Consider the following 13,988-nt stretch of genomic DNA (forward strand, 5'->3'; position numbering starts at 1 on the left):
CGAACGGTGGTTGTTCTAAAACCTGCGAAAGAGGACAATTATCGGCTTCTCGTCACAACCAGCGACCTTGCATGGCCTTTCTTGCACTTGGTATCAACCATAAGACTGCCTCGGTAGACGTACGCGAGCGCGTGGCGTTTACCCCAGAGCAGCTGGTCGACGCCCTGCAGCAGCTCTGCCGACTGACCGCCAGCCGTGAAGCGGCGATCCTGTCGACCTGCAACCGCAGCGAGCTCTATATAGAGCAGGATCAGCTGTCCGCCGAGGCGGTCCTGCAGTGGCTGGCCGATTATCACCGCCTGAGCCTAGATGAACTGCGGGCCAGCGCCTATATCCATGAAGAGCATGATGCCGTCAGGCACATGATGCGCGTGGCCTCGGGCCTCGACTCGCTGGTGCTTGGCGAACCGCAGATCCTCGGCCAGATGAAGTCGGCCTATGCCGTGGCGCGCGAGGCTGGCACCGTCGGCCCGCTGCTTGGGCGCCTGTTCCAGGCCACCTTCAGCGCCGCCAAGCAGGTGCGTACCGACACCGCGATCGGCGAGAACCCGGTGTCGGTGGCGTTTGCTGCGGTCAGCCTGGCGCGGCAGATCTTCAGCGACCTGGGCCGCAGCCAGGCGCTGCTGATCGGCGCCGGTGAAACCATCACTCTGGTTGCCCGCCACCTGCATGAGCAGGGCGTGCGCCGTATCGTCGTGGCCAACCGTACACTGGAGCGGGCCAGCCTGCTGGCCGAGCAGTTCGGTGCTCACGCCGTGCTGCTGGCCGATATCCCACAAGAGCTGGCGCACAGCGACATCGTCATCAGCTCCACCGCCAGCCAGTTGCCCATCCTGGGCAAGGGCGCGGTGGAAAGCGCGCTGAAGCAGCGCCGGCACAAGCCGATCTTCATGGTCGACATCGCCGTGCCGCGCGACATCGAGCCGGAGGTGGGTGAGCTCGACGACGTGTACCTGTATACCGTCGATGACCTGCACGAAGTGGTCGCGGAAAACCTCAAGAGCCGCCAGGGCGCAGCCCAGGCGGCCGAAGAGCTGGTCTCGGTGGGCGCCGAAGACTTCATGGTGCGCCTGCGCGAACTGGCCGCGGTCGACGTGTTGCGCGCCTATCGCCAGCAAAGCGAGCGCCTGCGCGACGAAGAACTGCAAAAGGCCCAGCGTCTGCTGGCCAACGGTGGCAACCCCGAGGACGTACTGGCGCAACTGGCCCGGGGGCTGACCAACAAACTCCTGCATGCGCCCAGCGTGCAGCTGAAAAAGCTCTCGGCCGAGGGCCGCCTCGATGCGCTGGCCATGGCCCAGGAACTCTTTGCCCTCAACGAGGGCTCGACGGACAAATCCTTGCAATGAAAGCGTCGCTGCTGAACAAACTGGACACGCTCCAGGACCGCTTCGAGGAACTCACCGCCTTGCTCGGTGATGCCGAAGTCATTTCCGACCAGGCGCGCTTTCGCGCCTATTCTCGCGAATACGCTGAAGTGGAGCCGGTGATCGGCGCCTATAAAGAGTGGCGCAAGGTGCAGGACGACCTCGAAGGCGCCCAGGCGCTGCTCAAGGACGCCGACCCCGATATGCGCGAAATGGCCGTGGAGGAAGTGCGCGAAGCCAAGGAGCAGCTGGTGGTGCTGGAGTCGCAGCTGCAACGCATGCTGTTGCCCAAAGACCCCAATGACGGGCGCAACGTGTTCCTCGAAATTCGCGCCGGCACCGGTGGCGACGAGGCGGCCATCTTCTCGGGCGATCTGTTCCGCATGTATTCGCGCTATGCCGAACGGCGTGGCTGGCGCCTCGAGATTCTTTCCGAGAACGAGGGCGAGCACGGCGGCTATAAAGAGATCATCGCCCGCGTCGAAGGCGACAGCGTTTACGGCAAGCTCAAGTTCGAGTCTGGCGCGCACCGTGTGCAGCGGGTGCCTGAAACCGAATCGCAGGGCCGAATCCACACCTCGGCGTGCACCGTCGCGGTACTGCCCGAGCCGGACGAACAGGTGGCAATCGAGATCAACCCGGCTGATTTGCGCGTGGACACCTACCGCGCATCCGGCGCCGGTGGCCAGCACGTCAACAAGACCGACTCGGCCATCCGCATCACGCACTTGCCTACCGGCATCGTGGTGGAGTGCCAGGAGGAGCGCTCGCAGCACAAGAACCGGGCCCGAGCCATGTCCTGGCTGTCGGCCAAGCTCAATGACATGCAGACCAGCGCCGCGCAGAATGCCATCGCCAGCGAGCGTAAACTGCTGGTAGGTTCGGGCGACCGCTCAGAGCGCATCCGTACCTACAATTATCCACAGGGGCGGGTGACCGATCACCGTATCAACCTGACCCTGTATTCCCTCGACGATATCCTTGCCGGGGGCGTTGACGCGGTGATCGAACCGTTGCTGGCCGAATACCAGGCTGATCAGCTGGCGGCTCTGGGGGACTGATGACCATCATTGCCAGCCTGCTGCGCAACGCGCAACTGCCGGATTCGCCCACCGCACGCCTGGACGCCGAACTGCTGCTGGCGGCGGCCATCGGCAAGTCGCGCAGCTACCTGCACACATGGCCTGAACGCATCGTCAGCAGCGAGGATGCGCAGACCTACGCAGGCTACCTGCATCGGCGCCGCGGCGGTGAGCCGGTTGCCTACATTCTGGGCCAGCAGGGCTTCTGGAAACTCGACCTGGAAGTGGCACCCCACACGTTGATCCCACGCCCTGATACCGAGCTTCTGGTCGAGACGGCGCTTGAGTTGCAGCCTGCAACGCCCGCCAAGGTGCTCGACCTGGGCACCGGAACCGGCGCGATAGCGCTGGCCTTGGCCAGCGAATGCCCGGCCTGGCAGGTCACGGCGCTGGACCGGGTCGAGGAAGCGGTAGCGCTGGCTGAGCGTAATCGTCAGCGCTTGGGCCTGGGCAACGTCAAGGTGCTCGCCAGCCACTGGTTCAGCGCCTTGGACGGGGAGCGTTTCGACCTGATCCTCAGCAACCCGCCGTACATCGCTGCCGAAGACCCGCACCTGGCTGCCGGTGATGTGCGCTTCGAACCCAGCAGTGCACTGGTGGCCGGGGCCGATGGCCTGGACGACCTGCGGCTGATCGTTGGCCAGGCGCCGGCGCATCTGCTGCCCGGTGGCTGGCTGCTGCTCGAACACGGCTACGACCAGGCACCTGCCGTGCGCGCGCTGCTGAGCGGGCAAGGCTTCATCGAGGTGGCCAGCCGCAAGGACCTGGGCGGTCATGAACGTATTTCCCTGGGGCGCTTGCCATGCTGACCGATCAGGAATTGTTGCGTTACAGCCGGCAGATTTTGTTGGCACAGGTGGACATCGAAGGCCAGTTGCGCCTCAAGCAGAGCAAGGCGCTGATCATCGGGCTGGGTGGTCTGGGCTCACCGGTGGCGCTCTACCTGGCAGCAGCCGGTGTAGGTGAGCTGCACCTGGCTGATTTCGATACCGTCGACCTGACCAACCTGCAGCGCCAGGTTATCCATGACAGTGGCAGTGTTGGCATGAGCAAGGTGGACTCGGCGCTTCAGCGGCTTGAGGCCATCAATCCTGAAATCACCTTGGTCGCCCATCGTCAGGCGCTGGATGAAGACTCCCTGGCCGCTGCAGTGGCGGCCGTCGACCTGGTGCTGGACTGTTCCGACAACTTTGGTACCCGGGAGGCGGTCAACGCAGCTTGCTTCGCCCATGGCAAGCCGCTGGTCAGTGGTGCAGCCATCCGCCTCGAAGGGCAGCTGTCGGTGTTCGACCCTCGGCGCGATTACAGCCCTTGCTACCATTGCCTGTACGGCCATGGCAGCGAAGACGAGCTGACCTGCAGCGAAGCCGGAGTGATTGGCCCGCTGGTTGGGTTGGTCGGCAGCCTGCAAGCGCTGGAAGCCATGAAACTGCTGGCTTGTTTTGGCGAGCCGCTGGTGGGCCGCTTGCTGCTGATCGACGCACTGGGCACGCGCCTGCGGGAACTGCGGGTCAAGCGTGACCCGGCTTGTGCGGTATGTGGCAAACGCGATGGCTGAGCGCTCGGCACCGGTCGGCGTGATGGACTCCGGGGTCGGCGGTTTGTCGGTCCTGGCCGAGATCCAGCGCTTGCTGCCCAGCGAGTCGCTGCTCTATGTGGCCGATTGCGGGCATGTGCCGTATGGCGAGAAAACCCCCGACTACATCCGCCAGCGTTGCCGGCGCATTGCCGAGTTTTTCCAGGCGCAGGGCGCCAAGGCGATGGTGCTGGCCTGTAACACCGCTACCGTGGCAGCGGTTGCCGACCTGCGTGAGCTTTATCCGGACTGGCCGCTGGTAGGCATGGAGCCGGCGGTGAAGCCTGCTGCTGCTGCCACCCGTTCCGGCGTGGTCGGTGTGCTGGCCACTACCGGCACCTTGCAGAGCGCCAAGTTCGCCGCCTTGCTCGACCGCTTCGCCAACGATGTGCGCGTGGTCACCCAGCCTTGCCCTGGGCTGGTCGAGCTGATCGAGACGGGTGACCTTGGCAGCCTGCAATTGCGCCAGCTTTTGCTTGGCTATGTGCAGCCCTTGCTTGCGGCAGGTTGCGATACGCTGATTCTCGGGTGTACCCATTACCCGTTCCTGCGCCCGTTGCTGGCCGGGATGGTGCCCGCCGACGTCGCTATCATCGATACCGGTGCGGCGGTGGCGCGCCAACTGCAACGGTTACTGGCCGCGCGCGAACTACTGGCCGAGGGGCCGGCACGCGAAGCTGCATTCTGGACCAGTGCCGATCCGCGATCTTTGGAAAACATCCTCCCTGTGCTGTGGAACAAGTCGGGCAGTGTGCAAAGTTTTCAGTTGTAAAAAAAACGTGAAAAACAGCTGAACTATCGTCCCACTCCTGATTTCTATTTTTTGCCTGCCATGAGGCGAACACTTACAACAGCATTGGAAAGAAGGATGTTTCTCATGAGGAAACTGCTCGGCTTGGCGGCGGCTGCCGCCGTCACTTTGGGACAGATCGCGGTAGTGCAAGCTGCCGATGTTTCGTTATCGGTAGGGCAGACGGGTGACTCCACCCAGGTTTACCGCCTGGGCCTTCAGTCCAACTGGGATGCCAGCTGGTGGCAGACGAGCGTCGGTCGGCTGACCGGTTATTGGGATGGGGCTTACACCTATTGGGACGGCGACGAGACGGCGAGCAACCACAGCCTGTCTTTCGCACCGGTATTCGTCTATGAGTTCGCTGGTGAGTCAGTGAAGCCCTACATCGAGGCGGGCATCGGCGTGGCTGCATTTGCCAGCACTGAGCTTGAAAGCAACGAATTGGGTTCGTCGTTCCAGTTCGAAGACCGAATCGGTTTCGGGCTGCGCTTTGCAGGTGGCCATGAGATTGGCGTGCGGGCAATCCACTACTCCAACGCCGGCATCAAGCAGCCCAACGATGGGGTCGAGAGCTACAGCCTGCATTACCGCATGGCACTCTGAGTTTGCCATTGCCACCCACTTCGCGGGGCCGCGAAGCGGGTGGCAATGCCTCCTCATCACTTAGCGTGACAATGGCCACAAGCTACTCAGGTTCGTGACCTCCAGCACAAGCTCCGGCTCGCGCAGTGGCAAGCGTTGCAGCAGCTCCTGTGCGGCGCTCTGCGGTGTCCAGTCTTCAGGAAAGGCCATAGCTGAGGTGACCGGTGTCTTCAACGAATGTGGCGCCACCACCGTCAGGTCAATGCCCTGATTTTTCAGCGACTGACGCGCCTCGCGAAACCACTGCGGTGTGTTGTTCCAGCCTGCTGTGACGCGCGTGGGCGCATACAACTGCAAGGCCGAATAACGGTTGAATATTGCCATTACCTGCGGCTTGTCGCCTTTCAACAGCAACGGTACAGCCTGGCCCAGGCAGTGTTCGGCCGCCAGCTGGTTACTGCTTACGATCGTCTCGAACACGTCTGTGGCCGATACCGCATTCGGCAGATAATCGGTGGCCCCTGCATTGATGATCAGGCTGTCCAGCGCGCCCCAGGCATGACAAAGCTCAAGGCAGGCGCTGGCCGCCTGGTCTTCGTCATGCAACTGCCATGGCAGGCGCAACAGGCGGCTACCGTGGTGCGCTGCCAAGGTATCGAGCGCCTGGCAATCCTTCCCGCTTGTCGCTACCCGGTGCCCTAGCCCGAGCAATTGCTCCACCAAGGCCAAACCCAGACCACTACCTGCTCCCGTAACCCAGAAAATTCGCGGATGATTCAATACGCGGACCCCTCACCCTACCTGCGCGATAACCCCTTGAAGGCCTCCAGTGCACGCTGGCGGCTACTACTGAGGTCAACTATAGGACGATGGTACGAATTTTCGGCGAAAAGATCCTTGTTTTGCGTAGGCAGATGGACACTTTTTTCATCCAGCCCGCGTAACTCGGGTACCCAGTGGCGAATGAAGTGCCCCTGTGGGTCGAAGCGTTGCGACTGCGAAACGGGGTTGAAAATACGGAAGTAGGGCACCGCGTCTGTGCCTGTGGAGGCGCTCCACTGCCAGCCGCCATTGTTAGCGGCCAGATCACCGTCGATCAGGTGGCGCATGAAGTGCCGTTCGCCCAGGCGCCAGTCGATCAGCAGGTTCTTGCTGAGGAACATGGCGACGATCATGCGCAGGCGATTGTGCATCCATCCGGTGTGCAGCAACTGGTGCATGGCCGCGTCAATGATCGGGAACCCGGTGCGTCCCTGTTCCCAGGCCTCAAGGTCGGCAGGGGCGTCGCGCCAAGGCAGCGATTCGGTGTGTGTGCGGAATGCTCGGTGGCGTGACACCTGTGGATAACCGGTCAGGATATGCTTGTAGAACTCGCGCCAGAGCAATTCGTTGATCCAGGTCTGGGTGCCGGTACTACCGCTGTCGAACTCGCCGCGGTTGCTCGCCAGTGCGGCGTGCAGGCACTGGCGGGGCGAGACCACCCCGGCCGCCAGGTAGGCCGATAGTTGGCTGGTGCCAGGTTTTGCCGGCAGGTCGCGCAGGTGATGGTAGTCCTCGATGGTTTCGTCCACGAAGCGTGCCAGTCGGGCTTGCGCCTCGTCCTCGCCCGCAGGCCAGTATTCGCTCAGGGTGCGCGATGGTTTGTCGAAGCCATCGATGTGCTGGGGAATGGGGTCGCTGGCGATACCCACGGGGGCCTGGCGCTTTACCCGAGGTGCTTGTGACGGCAGGCTTCGGTGCAGGTGCTCCAGGCAGACTTTCTTGAACTGACTGAAGACCTGGAAGTAATCACCACTGCGGGTCAGCACGGTGCCGGGGCGGAACAACAGCTGATCGAGGTAGCTGTGAGCCTGAACGCCGGAGGCTTCCAGTAACGCGCGGGTCGCCTGGTCGCGGCTGTTTTCGTTGATGCCGTACTCATCGTTCCAGTGCACCGCTTCGATGTTGTGCTGGCGGCACACGTCGAGCAGCGTTTGGGCCGCCTGCTCCCAGGTGTCGATCCTGCGGACCAGCAACGGAATATTGAGGCCCTCCAGTGACTGGCGCAGGTCGCGCAGGTTACGCAGCCAGAAGTCGACCTTGCAGGCAGCGTCGTCATGCGCCTGCCACTGGCCTGGGCTGGCAAGCCACAAGGCCACGGTAGGGCCACGTTCACAGGCGGCGCTCAGGGCGGTGTTGTCGTTGACGCGCAGGTCGCTGCGCAGCCAGATCAGTTGCATGGGCATCTACTCTACAGGCGGGCGGTCATTGCCTTGCAGCGTGCGCAATGCCGCCTGCGGGGTATCGAACAGGAAAAGCTCGGGCAGACCGAAGCCGTGCAGTTGAGCTTGGTGGAGGGAAATCGTGGCGCCGCCCAGCAGCTTGGTGCCTGCTATCCCCTGCAGGGTACGCAGCAGGGCCCGGCCATCGATGCGCGGGCCCAGGTGCAGCAGCAGGGCGCGAGGTTGCAGGGCGGTGACGGCACGTTGCAACTCCACTCCGCTCACGGGGTTTTCAAGCACTTCGACAGGGATGCCGCTGCTGCTCAGCAGCCAGGCATACAGCCAAAGGCTGGGGTCGAAGGCGTGCTCACTGTCTTCGGCCAGCAACACGGCCGGGCCGTGCAGTGATTGATTGTCGTGATAGACCCGTGCGCCCAGCTTGCTGCGTAGCCAAGTGTGGAAGAACACCTGTTCGAGCCTGGCATTGAAGTAATTGCACCAACGTTGCCCCAGGCTATCGAGCAATGGCAGCAGCAATTTCTCGCACAGGGTGATGGCCGGATACAGCGCCATGGCTTGATTGAGTTGCTGGTCGAGGCTGCGCTGGGACAGGTTGGCGATGGCCTCTATCAACTGTTGCTGGCGGGTTTGCCAGTCGCCTTGCGGGGCAACGCCGGGTGGCTTGTCGAGCAGCTCGCGCACCTGGCCGACCGATGCGCCGCGTTCCAGCCAGGCCAGGATCGCTTCGACACGTTCGACTTGGTCGCGGCCATACAAGCGGTGGCCTTTGGCGGTACGTTGCGGCTTCAGCAGCCCGTAGCGCCGCTCCCAGGCGCGCAGGGTCACCGGATTCACACCGGTGCGGCGTGCCAGTTCACCGATGGGCATGGGCGCTTCAGACTGCATTGCGTAGCCCCAGGCTATCGGGGTGCGGCTGTAAGTAGGTCTGTTGCTGCAGGTAGGGGTCAGGGTGCTTGCGCAAATGGTGTTTGAGCAAGGTCAGCGGAACTACCAGCGGTACGACCCCTTGCTGGTACTGGTCGATGATGTGTTGCAGCTCGGCCTTGTCCTGCTGCGTCAGCGCGTCCTTGAAGTAGCCACTGAGGTGCTGCAGTACGTTGCCATGGGTGCCGCGGCTGGCGCAGCGACGCAGCGCCTGCATCAACTGGCTGAAATAGCGGGGCCCGATCACCTGAGGGTCATCGTCCCGGCTCATGCTGCCAAGCAGGCGCCCAAGCTGTCGGTAAGCCTGCGGGTTGTTGGCCATGAGCAGGTACTTGTAGCGTGAATGGAAGCGCACCAGTGCGCCACGGCTCAAACCCTTGGCCAGCAGGCGCTGCCAGTCCGCATAGGCGTAGACGCGGCTGATGAAGTTCTCGCGCAATACCGGGTCGTGCAGGCGCCCCTCTTCCTCGACCGGCAGGTCCGGGCGACGGGCACAGAAAGCCGCTGCGTAGGCACCTCTGCCACCCTGTACTGCCGGGTGACCGTTATCCTGGTAGACCTTGACCCGCTCCAGCCCGCAGGACGGCGACTTCTGCATGAAAATGTAGCCACAGATATCGTCAAGCTCGGCGGCCATCTGTTCGCCGTAACTGGCGAGCGGGCCGGTGACGTCCATGCCAGGGTTGCGTGTCCCGACCACGGCCGGGTGTTCGGGGTCACCGACCAGCCGGATCGGGTCGCGGGGCACCCCAAGGCCGATGGCGACTTCGGGGCAGACCGGTAGCCAATCGAAGTGTTCTTCCAGCTGGGTGCGGCACAGATCGGACGACTTGTGCCCGCCGTTGTAGCGCACACTGTGGCCTGTCAGGCATGAGCTGATGGCAATGCGGGGCTTACTGTGGGCGGATGGATCGTGCATGGCTGTCTCCGAAAACTTGTACATTGATTCGCGCGTGTACAAGGTTATTCCAGCACAGCCACAAACTTATGCAAACTAGTATTTTTGTATAGTTTTGCAGTTTTGTTTAGTCGAGATGCTCCAGCAGGCGTCGTGCCGCCTCCTGACCGCTGAGCCAGGCGCCTTCCACGCGGCCCGACAGGCACCAGTCGCCACAGGCATAGAGCCCTTGGTCGGCATCGGCCAGCGCGCCCCATTCGTGACTGCCGGCCGGCCGTGCATACAACCAGCGATGTGCCACGGAGAAGGACGCTGCAGGCACCACGCAGCCGACCAATTCGGCGAACTCTCCCCACAGTTGCTCGATCACTTCTTCCTTGGCCAGGTCGATATGCTGCTTGCTCCACGTGGAAGTGGCATGCAGCACCCAGGTATCGAGCTGCTCATCGCGGCCTGGCTTGCTGCGGTTGCGTGCCAGCCAGTCGAGCGGGTTGTCCTGCACGAAGCAGCCCTGCATCGGTGTGTCCAGCGGTGTCTGAAAGGCCAGGGCAACGGCCCATGTAGGCTCCATCACCACGCCCGCTGCCACGGCGGCAAGTTTTGGGGTGGCTGCCAGTAGCGGCGTGGCCTGGGGCGCGGGGACGGCGATCACAACGCGGCTGAATGGGCCATGGCTGCAGCCTTCGGTATCCTGAAGGTGCCAGTACTGCTTGCCGCGAAACACTTCGGCAATGCGACAGCCGAAGTTCACCGTGACGTCCTTGAGCATGCCGCGGGTGATCGCGCTCATGCGCGGCACGCCGACCCAGCGCGTCTGCTCGTCGGGCGAGGGCGTCAGTTCGCCGTCACGGTAGTTGTACAGCTGCGGCTTCCACTGTTCGGCCCAGCCGGCGGCTACCCATTGCTGCACCTGCTCGACGAAGCGACGGTCGCGCGCAGTGAAGTATTGGGCACCCAGATCGAGCGCACCGGCCTCGCTGCGTTTGCTGGCCATGCGCCCGCCACTGCCGTGGCCTTTGTCGAACAGGTGAACGGACTGCCCGGCCTTTTGCAGGGCCTGGGCAGCGGAAAGGCCGGCGATACCGGCACCGATGATGGCAATAGGTACTGTCATGATGGCCTCTTCGAACCGTGCTGTAAGCAGACTACGCTGTCAGGCAAACCTGTACAATACTTAAAATTTGTATAAGGTTATTCCGCTTCATAGGGCAGGTTGGCCTATGTTTATCTGAGAGCGTTGGGTTAAAAAAGTGCCTTGTTGTAAAAATAGACCATCGCCGCACTCTGTGAGGACACAGCCATGCATATATTGCTGACAGGCGGCACTGGCTTGATCGGCCAGCATCTTTGCCCGTTCTGGCTCGCCCAGGGTCATCGCCTGACCGTGTGGAGCCGGCGCCCTGATCAGGTTGCGCGCCTCTGTGGCAGCGGGGTGCGCGGGATTGCCCAACTGGAGGAACTGGCCGCTGACGAGCAGGTGGACGCCGTGATCAACCTGGCTGGCGCGCCGATTGCCGACCGGCCCTGGACCGCCGCCCGGCGCAATGTGCTTTGGGCCAGCCGTATCAGCCTTACCGAGCAATTGCTGGGCTGGCTCGGTACCCGTGAGCAACGTCCCGAAGTGCTGATTTCGGGTTCAGCGGTGGGCTGGTATGGCGATGGCGGTGAGCGTGAATTGACCGAGGCATCGCCGCCGGTGCGCGAGGATTTCGCCAGCCAGCTGTGCATTGCCTGGGAGGAAACAGCGCAACGTGCGCAGGCCCTTGGGCTGCGCGTGGTGTTGGTGCGCACGGGGCTGGTGCTGGCCAGCGATGGCGGTTTCCTGTCGCGCCTGCGCCTGCCGTTCAAGCTGGGGCTGGGCGGCCCGCTGGGCAATGGGCGGCAATGGATGCCTTGGGTGCATATAGACGACCAGGTCGCCCTGATAGATTTTCTCTTGCGGCACAAGGACGCCAGCGGTCCTTATAATGCCTGCGCGCCAGAGCCTGTGCGTAACCGCGAATTCGCCCGGCGCCTGGGCCGGGCGCTGCACCGGCCGGCGCTGCTGCCGGTGCCTGGCCTGCTGCTGAAGGCGGGCCTCGGAGAGCTGTCGACGTTGTTGCTTGGTGGCCAGCGGGCACGCCCTGTGCGTTTGCTGGCCGCGGGCTTCACGTTCCGTTACAACGATCTGCAATCGGCCCTGGACAACCTGTCCAGGCGCCTCTGACATAGGACGCTGCATGACCGATCACGCTCTGTTGCTGGTCAACCTGGGTTCTCCGGCTTCCACCTCGGTAGCCGATGTACGCCGCTACCTCAACCAGTTCCTGATGGACCCTTACGTGGTCGACCTGCCATGGCCGGTGCGGCGCTTGCTGGTGTCGCTGATCCTGATCAAGCGCCCAGAGCAGTCTGCCCATGCCTATGCCTCGATCTGGTGGGACGAAGGCTCACCCTTGGTGGTGTTGACGCGTCGCCTGCAGGCCGCGATGGTCGAGCACTGGCCCCATGGTCCGGTGGAAATCGCCATGCGCTATGGCGAGCCAGCACTGGCGCAGGTGCTTGAGCGCCTCGCCGCTCAAGGTGTGCGCAAGGTGACACTGGCGCCGCTTTATCCACAATTCGCTGACAGCACGGTGACTACGGTAGTGGCACTGGCCAACCAGACTGTCGCCGAACGCGCCTTGCCGTTGCAGTTGCGTGTGCTGCAACCGTTCTACGACCACCCTGAATACATCGATGCCCTGGTGGCCAGTGCACGGCCCTATCTTGAGCAGGACTACGACCACCTGTTGTTGAGCTTCCATGGCTTGCCGGAGCGGCACCTGAAGAAGCTCATGCCTGGTAGCAAGCATGATTTGCGGGCAGCGGACTGCTGCAAGGACGCCAGTGCCGAAGTGCGGGCGGTGTGCTACCGGGGGCAGTGCCTGGCGTCGGCCAAGGCGTTCGCCACCAGGATGGGCATCCCGGACGGCAAGTGGTCTGTCTCGTTCCAGTCGCGGTTAGGCCGAGACAAGTGGATCGAGCCCTATACCGAGACGCGTCTGGATGAACTGGCCAAGGCCGGGGCGAAGAAGCTGCTGGTGATGTGCCCGGCATTCGTGGCCGATTGCATCGAGACGCTGGAGGAAATTGGCGATCGCGGCAAGGAGCAGTTCATCGAGGCAGGGGGCGAAGAGTTGGTGCTGGTGCCGTGCCTGAATGATCACCCGGAGTGGGTGAGGGTGCTGGCGCGGATGTGTGAAAAGGCTTGAATTGAAGGGGCCGCTTTGCGGCCCCTTAGCGACGCAAGGCCGCTCTTAGACATCCAGCTTCTCTTTTTTCCAGCCATCGTTGCCCGGCAGGATCAGGTTCAGGGCAATGGCCACGATAGCGCACAGGGCGATGCCCTTCAGGCCCCAATCATCAGGGCCGTCGCCGCTGCCGATCAGCACGCCGCCGATACCGAACACCAGGGTCACCGACACGATCACCAGGTTGCGAGCTTCGCCCAGGTCGATCTTGTGGCGGATCATGGTGTTCATGCCCACCGCCGCGATCGAACCGAACAGCAGGCAGAGGATGCCGCCCATCACCGGCACCGGGATGCTCTGCAACAACGCACCGAACTTGCCGATGAAGGCCAGGGTGATGGCAAAGACCGCCGCCCAGGTCATGATCTTCGGGTTGTAGTTCTTGGTCAGCATCACGGCGCCGGTCACTTCGGCATACGTGGTATTGGGCGGGCCGCCGAACAGGCCGGCTGCCGTGGTGGCCAGGCCATCACCCAGCAGGGTGCGGTGCAGGCCAGGCTTCTTTAGGTAGTCGCGACCGGTCACGCTGCCGACTGCGATCACCCCGCCGATATGTTCGATCGCCGGGGCCAGGGCGACCGGTACGATGAACAGGATGGCCTGCCAGTTGAACGCTGGTGCGGTGAAATTAGGGATCTCAAGCCAAGGCGCGGCGGCAATCTTGGCGGTATCGACCACGCCAAAGGCGAACGCCAGGGCAAACCCTACCAGCACCCCGGAAATGATCGGCACCAGGCGGAAGATGCCTTTGCCAAATACCGCGACGATCAGGGTGGTGAGCAACGCCGGCATGGAAATCAGCATGGCGGTCTTGTACGGCATCAGTACCGCGCCGTCACCGCCCTTGCCCATGGCCATGTTGGCCGCGATCGGTGCCATGGCCAGGCCGATGGAGATGATCACCGGGCCGATCACCACGGGTGGCAGCATGCGGTCGATGAAGCCGGTGCCTTTGATCTTCACCATCAGGCCCATGAAGGTGTACACGAAGCCTGCGGCCATCACGCCGCCCATGGTCTCGGCCAGGCCGAACTGGCCTTTGGCGAGGATGATCGGAGTAATGAAGGCAAAGCTCGAGGCCAGGAATACCGGGACCTGACGGCCGGTGACCAGCTGGAACAGCAGGGTGCCGATACCCGCGGTGAACAGCGCGACGTTAGGGTCCAGGCCGGTGATCAGCGGCATCAGCACCAGCGCGCCAAATGCCACGAAGAGCATCTGCGCGCCCGAAACGACCTGGCGCCATAGCGGGTCGTTGAAGCCGTCCTGCAT

General features: G+C 63.0%; 14 protein-coding genes. 8 read left to right on the plus strand and 6 right to left on the minus strand.

Features of this window, described 5'->3' with window-relative positions; all coding sequences use genetic code 11:
* The first annotated feature begins 71 nt into the window (after positions 1–71).
* The 6 genes from hemA to EGJ09_RS05165 all read left to right on the plus strand — a co-directional run bounded on the left by hemA (position 72) and on the right by EGJ09_RS05165 (position 5,421).
* Positions 72–1,349, plus strand: a complete 1,278-nt coding sequence (gene hemA / locus EGJ09_RS05140) for a glutamyl-tRNA reductase (protein ID WP_012316263.1) — start codon at positions 72–74, stop codon at positions 1,347–1,349.
* A complete protein-coding gene (gene prfA / locus EGJ09_RS05145) occupies positions 1,346–2,428 on the plus strand; it encodes a peptide chain release factor 1 (protein ID WP_115273862.1) in 1,083 nt (360 codons plus the stop codon). Before hemA ends, prfA begins: the two co-directional genes overlap by 4 nt.
* Entirely contained in the window at positions 2,428–3,258 is an 831-nt protein-coding gene (gene prmC, locus EGJ09_RS05150) for a peptide chain release factor N(5)-glutamine methyltransferase (protein WP_125923393.1), read from the plus strand. Before prfA ends, prmC begins: the two co-directional genes overlap by 1 nt.
* A complete protein-coding gene (locus EGJ09_RS05155; RefSeq protein ID WP_012316260.1) occupies positions 3,252–4,007 on the plus strand; it encodes a molybdopterin-synthase adenylyltransferase MoeB in 756 nt (251 codons plus the stop codon). Before prmC ends, EGJ09_RS05155 begins: the two co-directional genes overlap by 7 nt.
* Positions 4,000–4,797, plus strand: a complete 798-nt coding sequence (gene murI / locus EGJ09_RS05160) for a glutamate racemase (RefSeq protein WP_125923394.1) — start codon at positions 4,000–4,002, stop codon at positions 4,795–4,797. The genes EGJ09_RS05155 and murI overlap by 8 nt, the downstream gene beginning before the upstream one ends.
* 105 nt (positions 4,798–4,902) lie before the next feature.
* A complete protein-coding gene (locus tag EGJ09_RS05165) occupies positions 4,903–5,421 on the plus strand; it encodes an acyloxyacyl hydrolase (RefSeq protein WP_012316258.1) in 519 nt (172 codons plus the stop codon).
* A gap of 60 nt (positions 5,422–5,481) precedes the next feature.
* Here EGJ09_RS05165 and EGJ09_RS05170 read toward each other — a convergent pair whose 3' ends face one another.
* The 5 genes from EGJ09_RS05170 to EGJ09_RS05190 form a co-directional block, all read right to left on the minus strand.
* The gene (locus tag EGJ09_RS05170) at positions 5,482–6,180 is read right to left on the minus strand and encodes an SDR family oxidoreductase (RefSeq protein WP_125923395.1); all 699 of its coding nucleotides are present in this window, start codon (positions 6,178–6,180) and stop codon (positions 5,482–5,484) included.
* Between the two features lie 17 nt (positions 6,181–6,197).
* Positions 6,198–7,619: a deoxyribodipyrimidine photo-lyase gene (gene phrB, locus EGJ09_RS05175; RefSeq protein WP_125923396.1), complete on the minus strand. Its 1,422-nt coding sequence runs from the start codon at positions 7,617–7,619 to the stop codon at positions 6,198–6,200.
* 6 nt (positions 7,620–7,625) lie between these two features.
* Positions 7,626–8,507, minus strand: coding sequence for a MerR family transcriptional regulator (locus EGJ09_RS05180; RefSeq protein WP_125923397.1), 882 nt, complete (start codon positions 8,505–8,507; stop codon positions 7,626–7,628).
* Positions 8,497–9,465: a DUF523 and DUF1722 domain-containing protein gene (locus tag EGJ09_RS05185; protein WP_046784677.1), complete on the minus strand. Its 969-nt coding sequence runs from the start codon at positions 9,463–9,465 to the stop codon at positions 8,497–8,499. Before EGJ09_RS05185 ends, EGJ09_RS05180 begins: the two co-directional genes overlap by 11 nt.
* Positions 9,466–9,571: 106 nt before the next feature.
* Entirely contained in the window at positions 9,572–10,558 is a 987-nt protein-coding gene (locus tag EGJ09_RS05190; protein WP_115273868.1) for an NAD(P)/FAD-dependent oxidoreductase, read from the minus strand.
* Between the two features lie 186 nt (positions 10,559–10,744).
* Here EGJ09_RS05190 and EGJ09_RS05195 point away from each other — a divergent pair, with 186 nt between their 5' ends.
* Both EGJ09_RS05195 and hemH read left to right on the plus strand, forming a co-directional pair.
* Positions 10,745–11,650: a TIGR01777 family oxidoreductase gene (locus tag EGJ09_RS05195; RefSeq protein ID WP_046784554.1), complete on the plus strand. Its 906-nt coding sequence runs from the start codon at positions 10,745–10,747 to the stop codon at positions 11,648–11,650.
* A 13-nt stretch (positions 11,651–11,663) separates the two neighbouring features.
* On the plus strand, positions 11,664–12,677 hold the full coding sequence (gene hemH, locus EGJ09_RS05200; RefSeq protein WP_046784553.1) for a ferrochelatase: 1,014 nt from the start codon (positions 11,664–11,666) through the stop codon (positions 12,675–12,677).
* Positions 12,678–12,722: 45 nt separating this feature from the next.
* On the opposite strand, the gene EGJ09_RS05205 is transcribed toward hemH, so the two are convergent.
* Complete coding sequence (locus EGJ09_RS05205) at positions 12,723–13,988, minus strand: uracil-xanthine permease family protein (RefSeq protein ID WP_046784552.1); 1,266 nt, start codon at positions 13,986–13,988, stop codon at positions 12,723–12,725.

Origin of the sequence: Pseudomonas sp. p106 (assembly GCF_003936645.1) — a bacterium.
Classification (GTDB): Bacteria; Pseudomonadota; Gammaproteobacteria; order Pseudomonadales; family Pseudomonadaceae; genus Aquipseudomonas; species Aquipseudomonas putida_E.

Bases quoted from the DNA above. Each gene is read 5' to 3' on its own strand.
- EGJ09_RS05195 (WP_046784554.1), top strand. From the start codon at position 10,745: ATGCATATATTGCTGACAGGCGGCACTGGCTTGATCGGCCAGCATCTT.
- EGJ09_RS05155 (WP_012316260.1), top strand. From the start codon at position 3,252: ATGCTGACCGATCAGGAATTGTTGCGTTACAGCCGGCAGATTTTGTTG.
- EGJ09_RS05185 (WP_046784677.1), bottom strand. From the start codon at position 9,465: ATGCACGATCCATCCGCCCACAGTAAGCCCCGCATTGCCATCAGCTCA.
- prmC (WP_125923393.1), top strand. From the start codon at position 2,428: ATGACCATCATTGCCAGCCTGCTGCGCAACGCGCAACTGCCGGATTCG.
- EGJ09_RS05205 (WP_046784552.1), bottom strand. From the start codon at position 13,988: ATGCAGGACGGCTTCAACGACCCGCTATGGCGCCAGGTCGTTTCGGGC.
- prfA (WP_115273862.1), top strand. From the start codon at position 1,346: ATGAAAGCGTCGCTGCTGAACAAACTGGACACGCTCCAGGACCGCTTC.
- murI (WP_125923394.1), top strand. From the start codon at position 4,000: ATGGCTGAGCGCTCGGCACCGGTCGGCGTGATGGACTCCGGGGTCGGC.
- hemH (WP_046784553.1), top strand. From the start codon at position 11,664: ATGACCGATCACGCTCTGTTGCTGGTCAACCTGGGTTCTCCGGCTTCC.
- hemA (WP_012316263.1), top strand. From the start codon at position 72: ATGGCCTTTCTTGCACTTGGTATCAACCATAAGACTGCCTCGGTAGAC.
- EGJ09_RS05190 (WP_115273868.1), bottom strand. From the start codon at position 10,558: ATGACAGTACCTATTGCCATCATCGGTGCCGGTATCGCCGGCCTTTCC.
- phrB (WP_125923396.1), bottom strand. From the start codon at position 7,619: ATGCAACTGATCTGGCTGCGCAGCGACCTGCGCGTCAACGACAACACC.
- EGJ09_RS05180 (WP_125923397.1), bottom strand. From the start codon at position 8,507: ATGCAGTCTGAAGCGCCCATGCCCATCGGTGAACTGGCACGCCGCACC.
- EGJ09_RS05165 (WP_012316258.1), top strand. From the start codon at position 4,903: ATGAGGAAACTGCTCGGCTTGGCGGCGGCTGCCGCCGTCACTTTGGGA.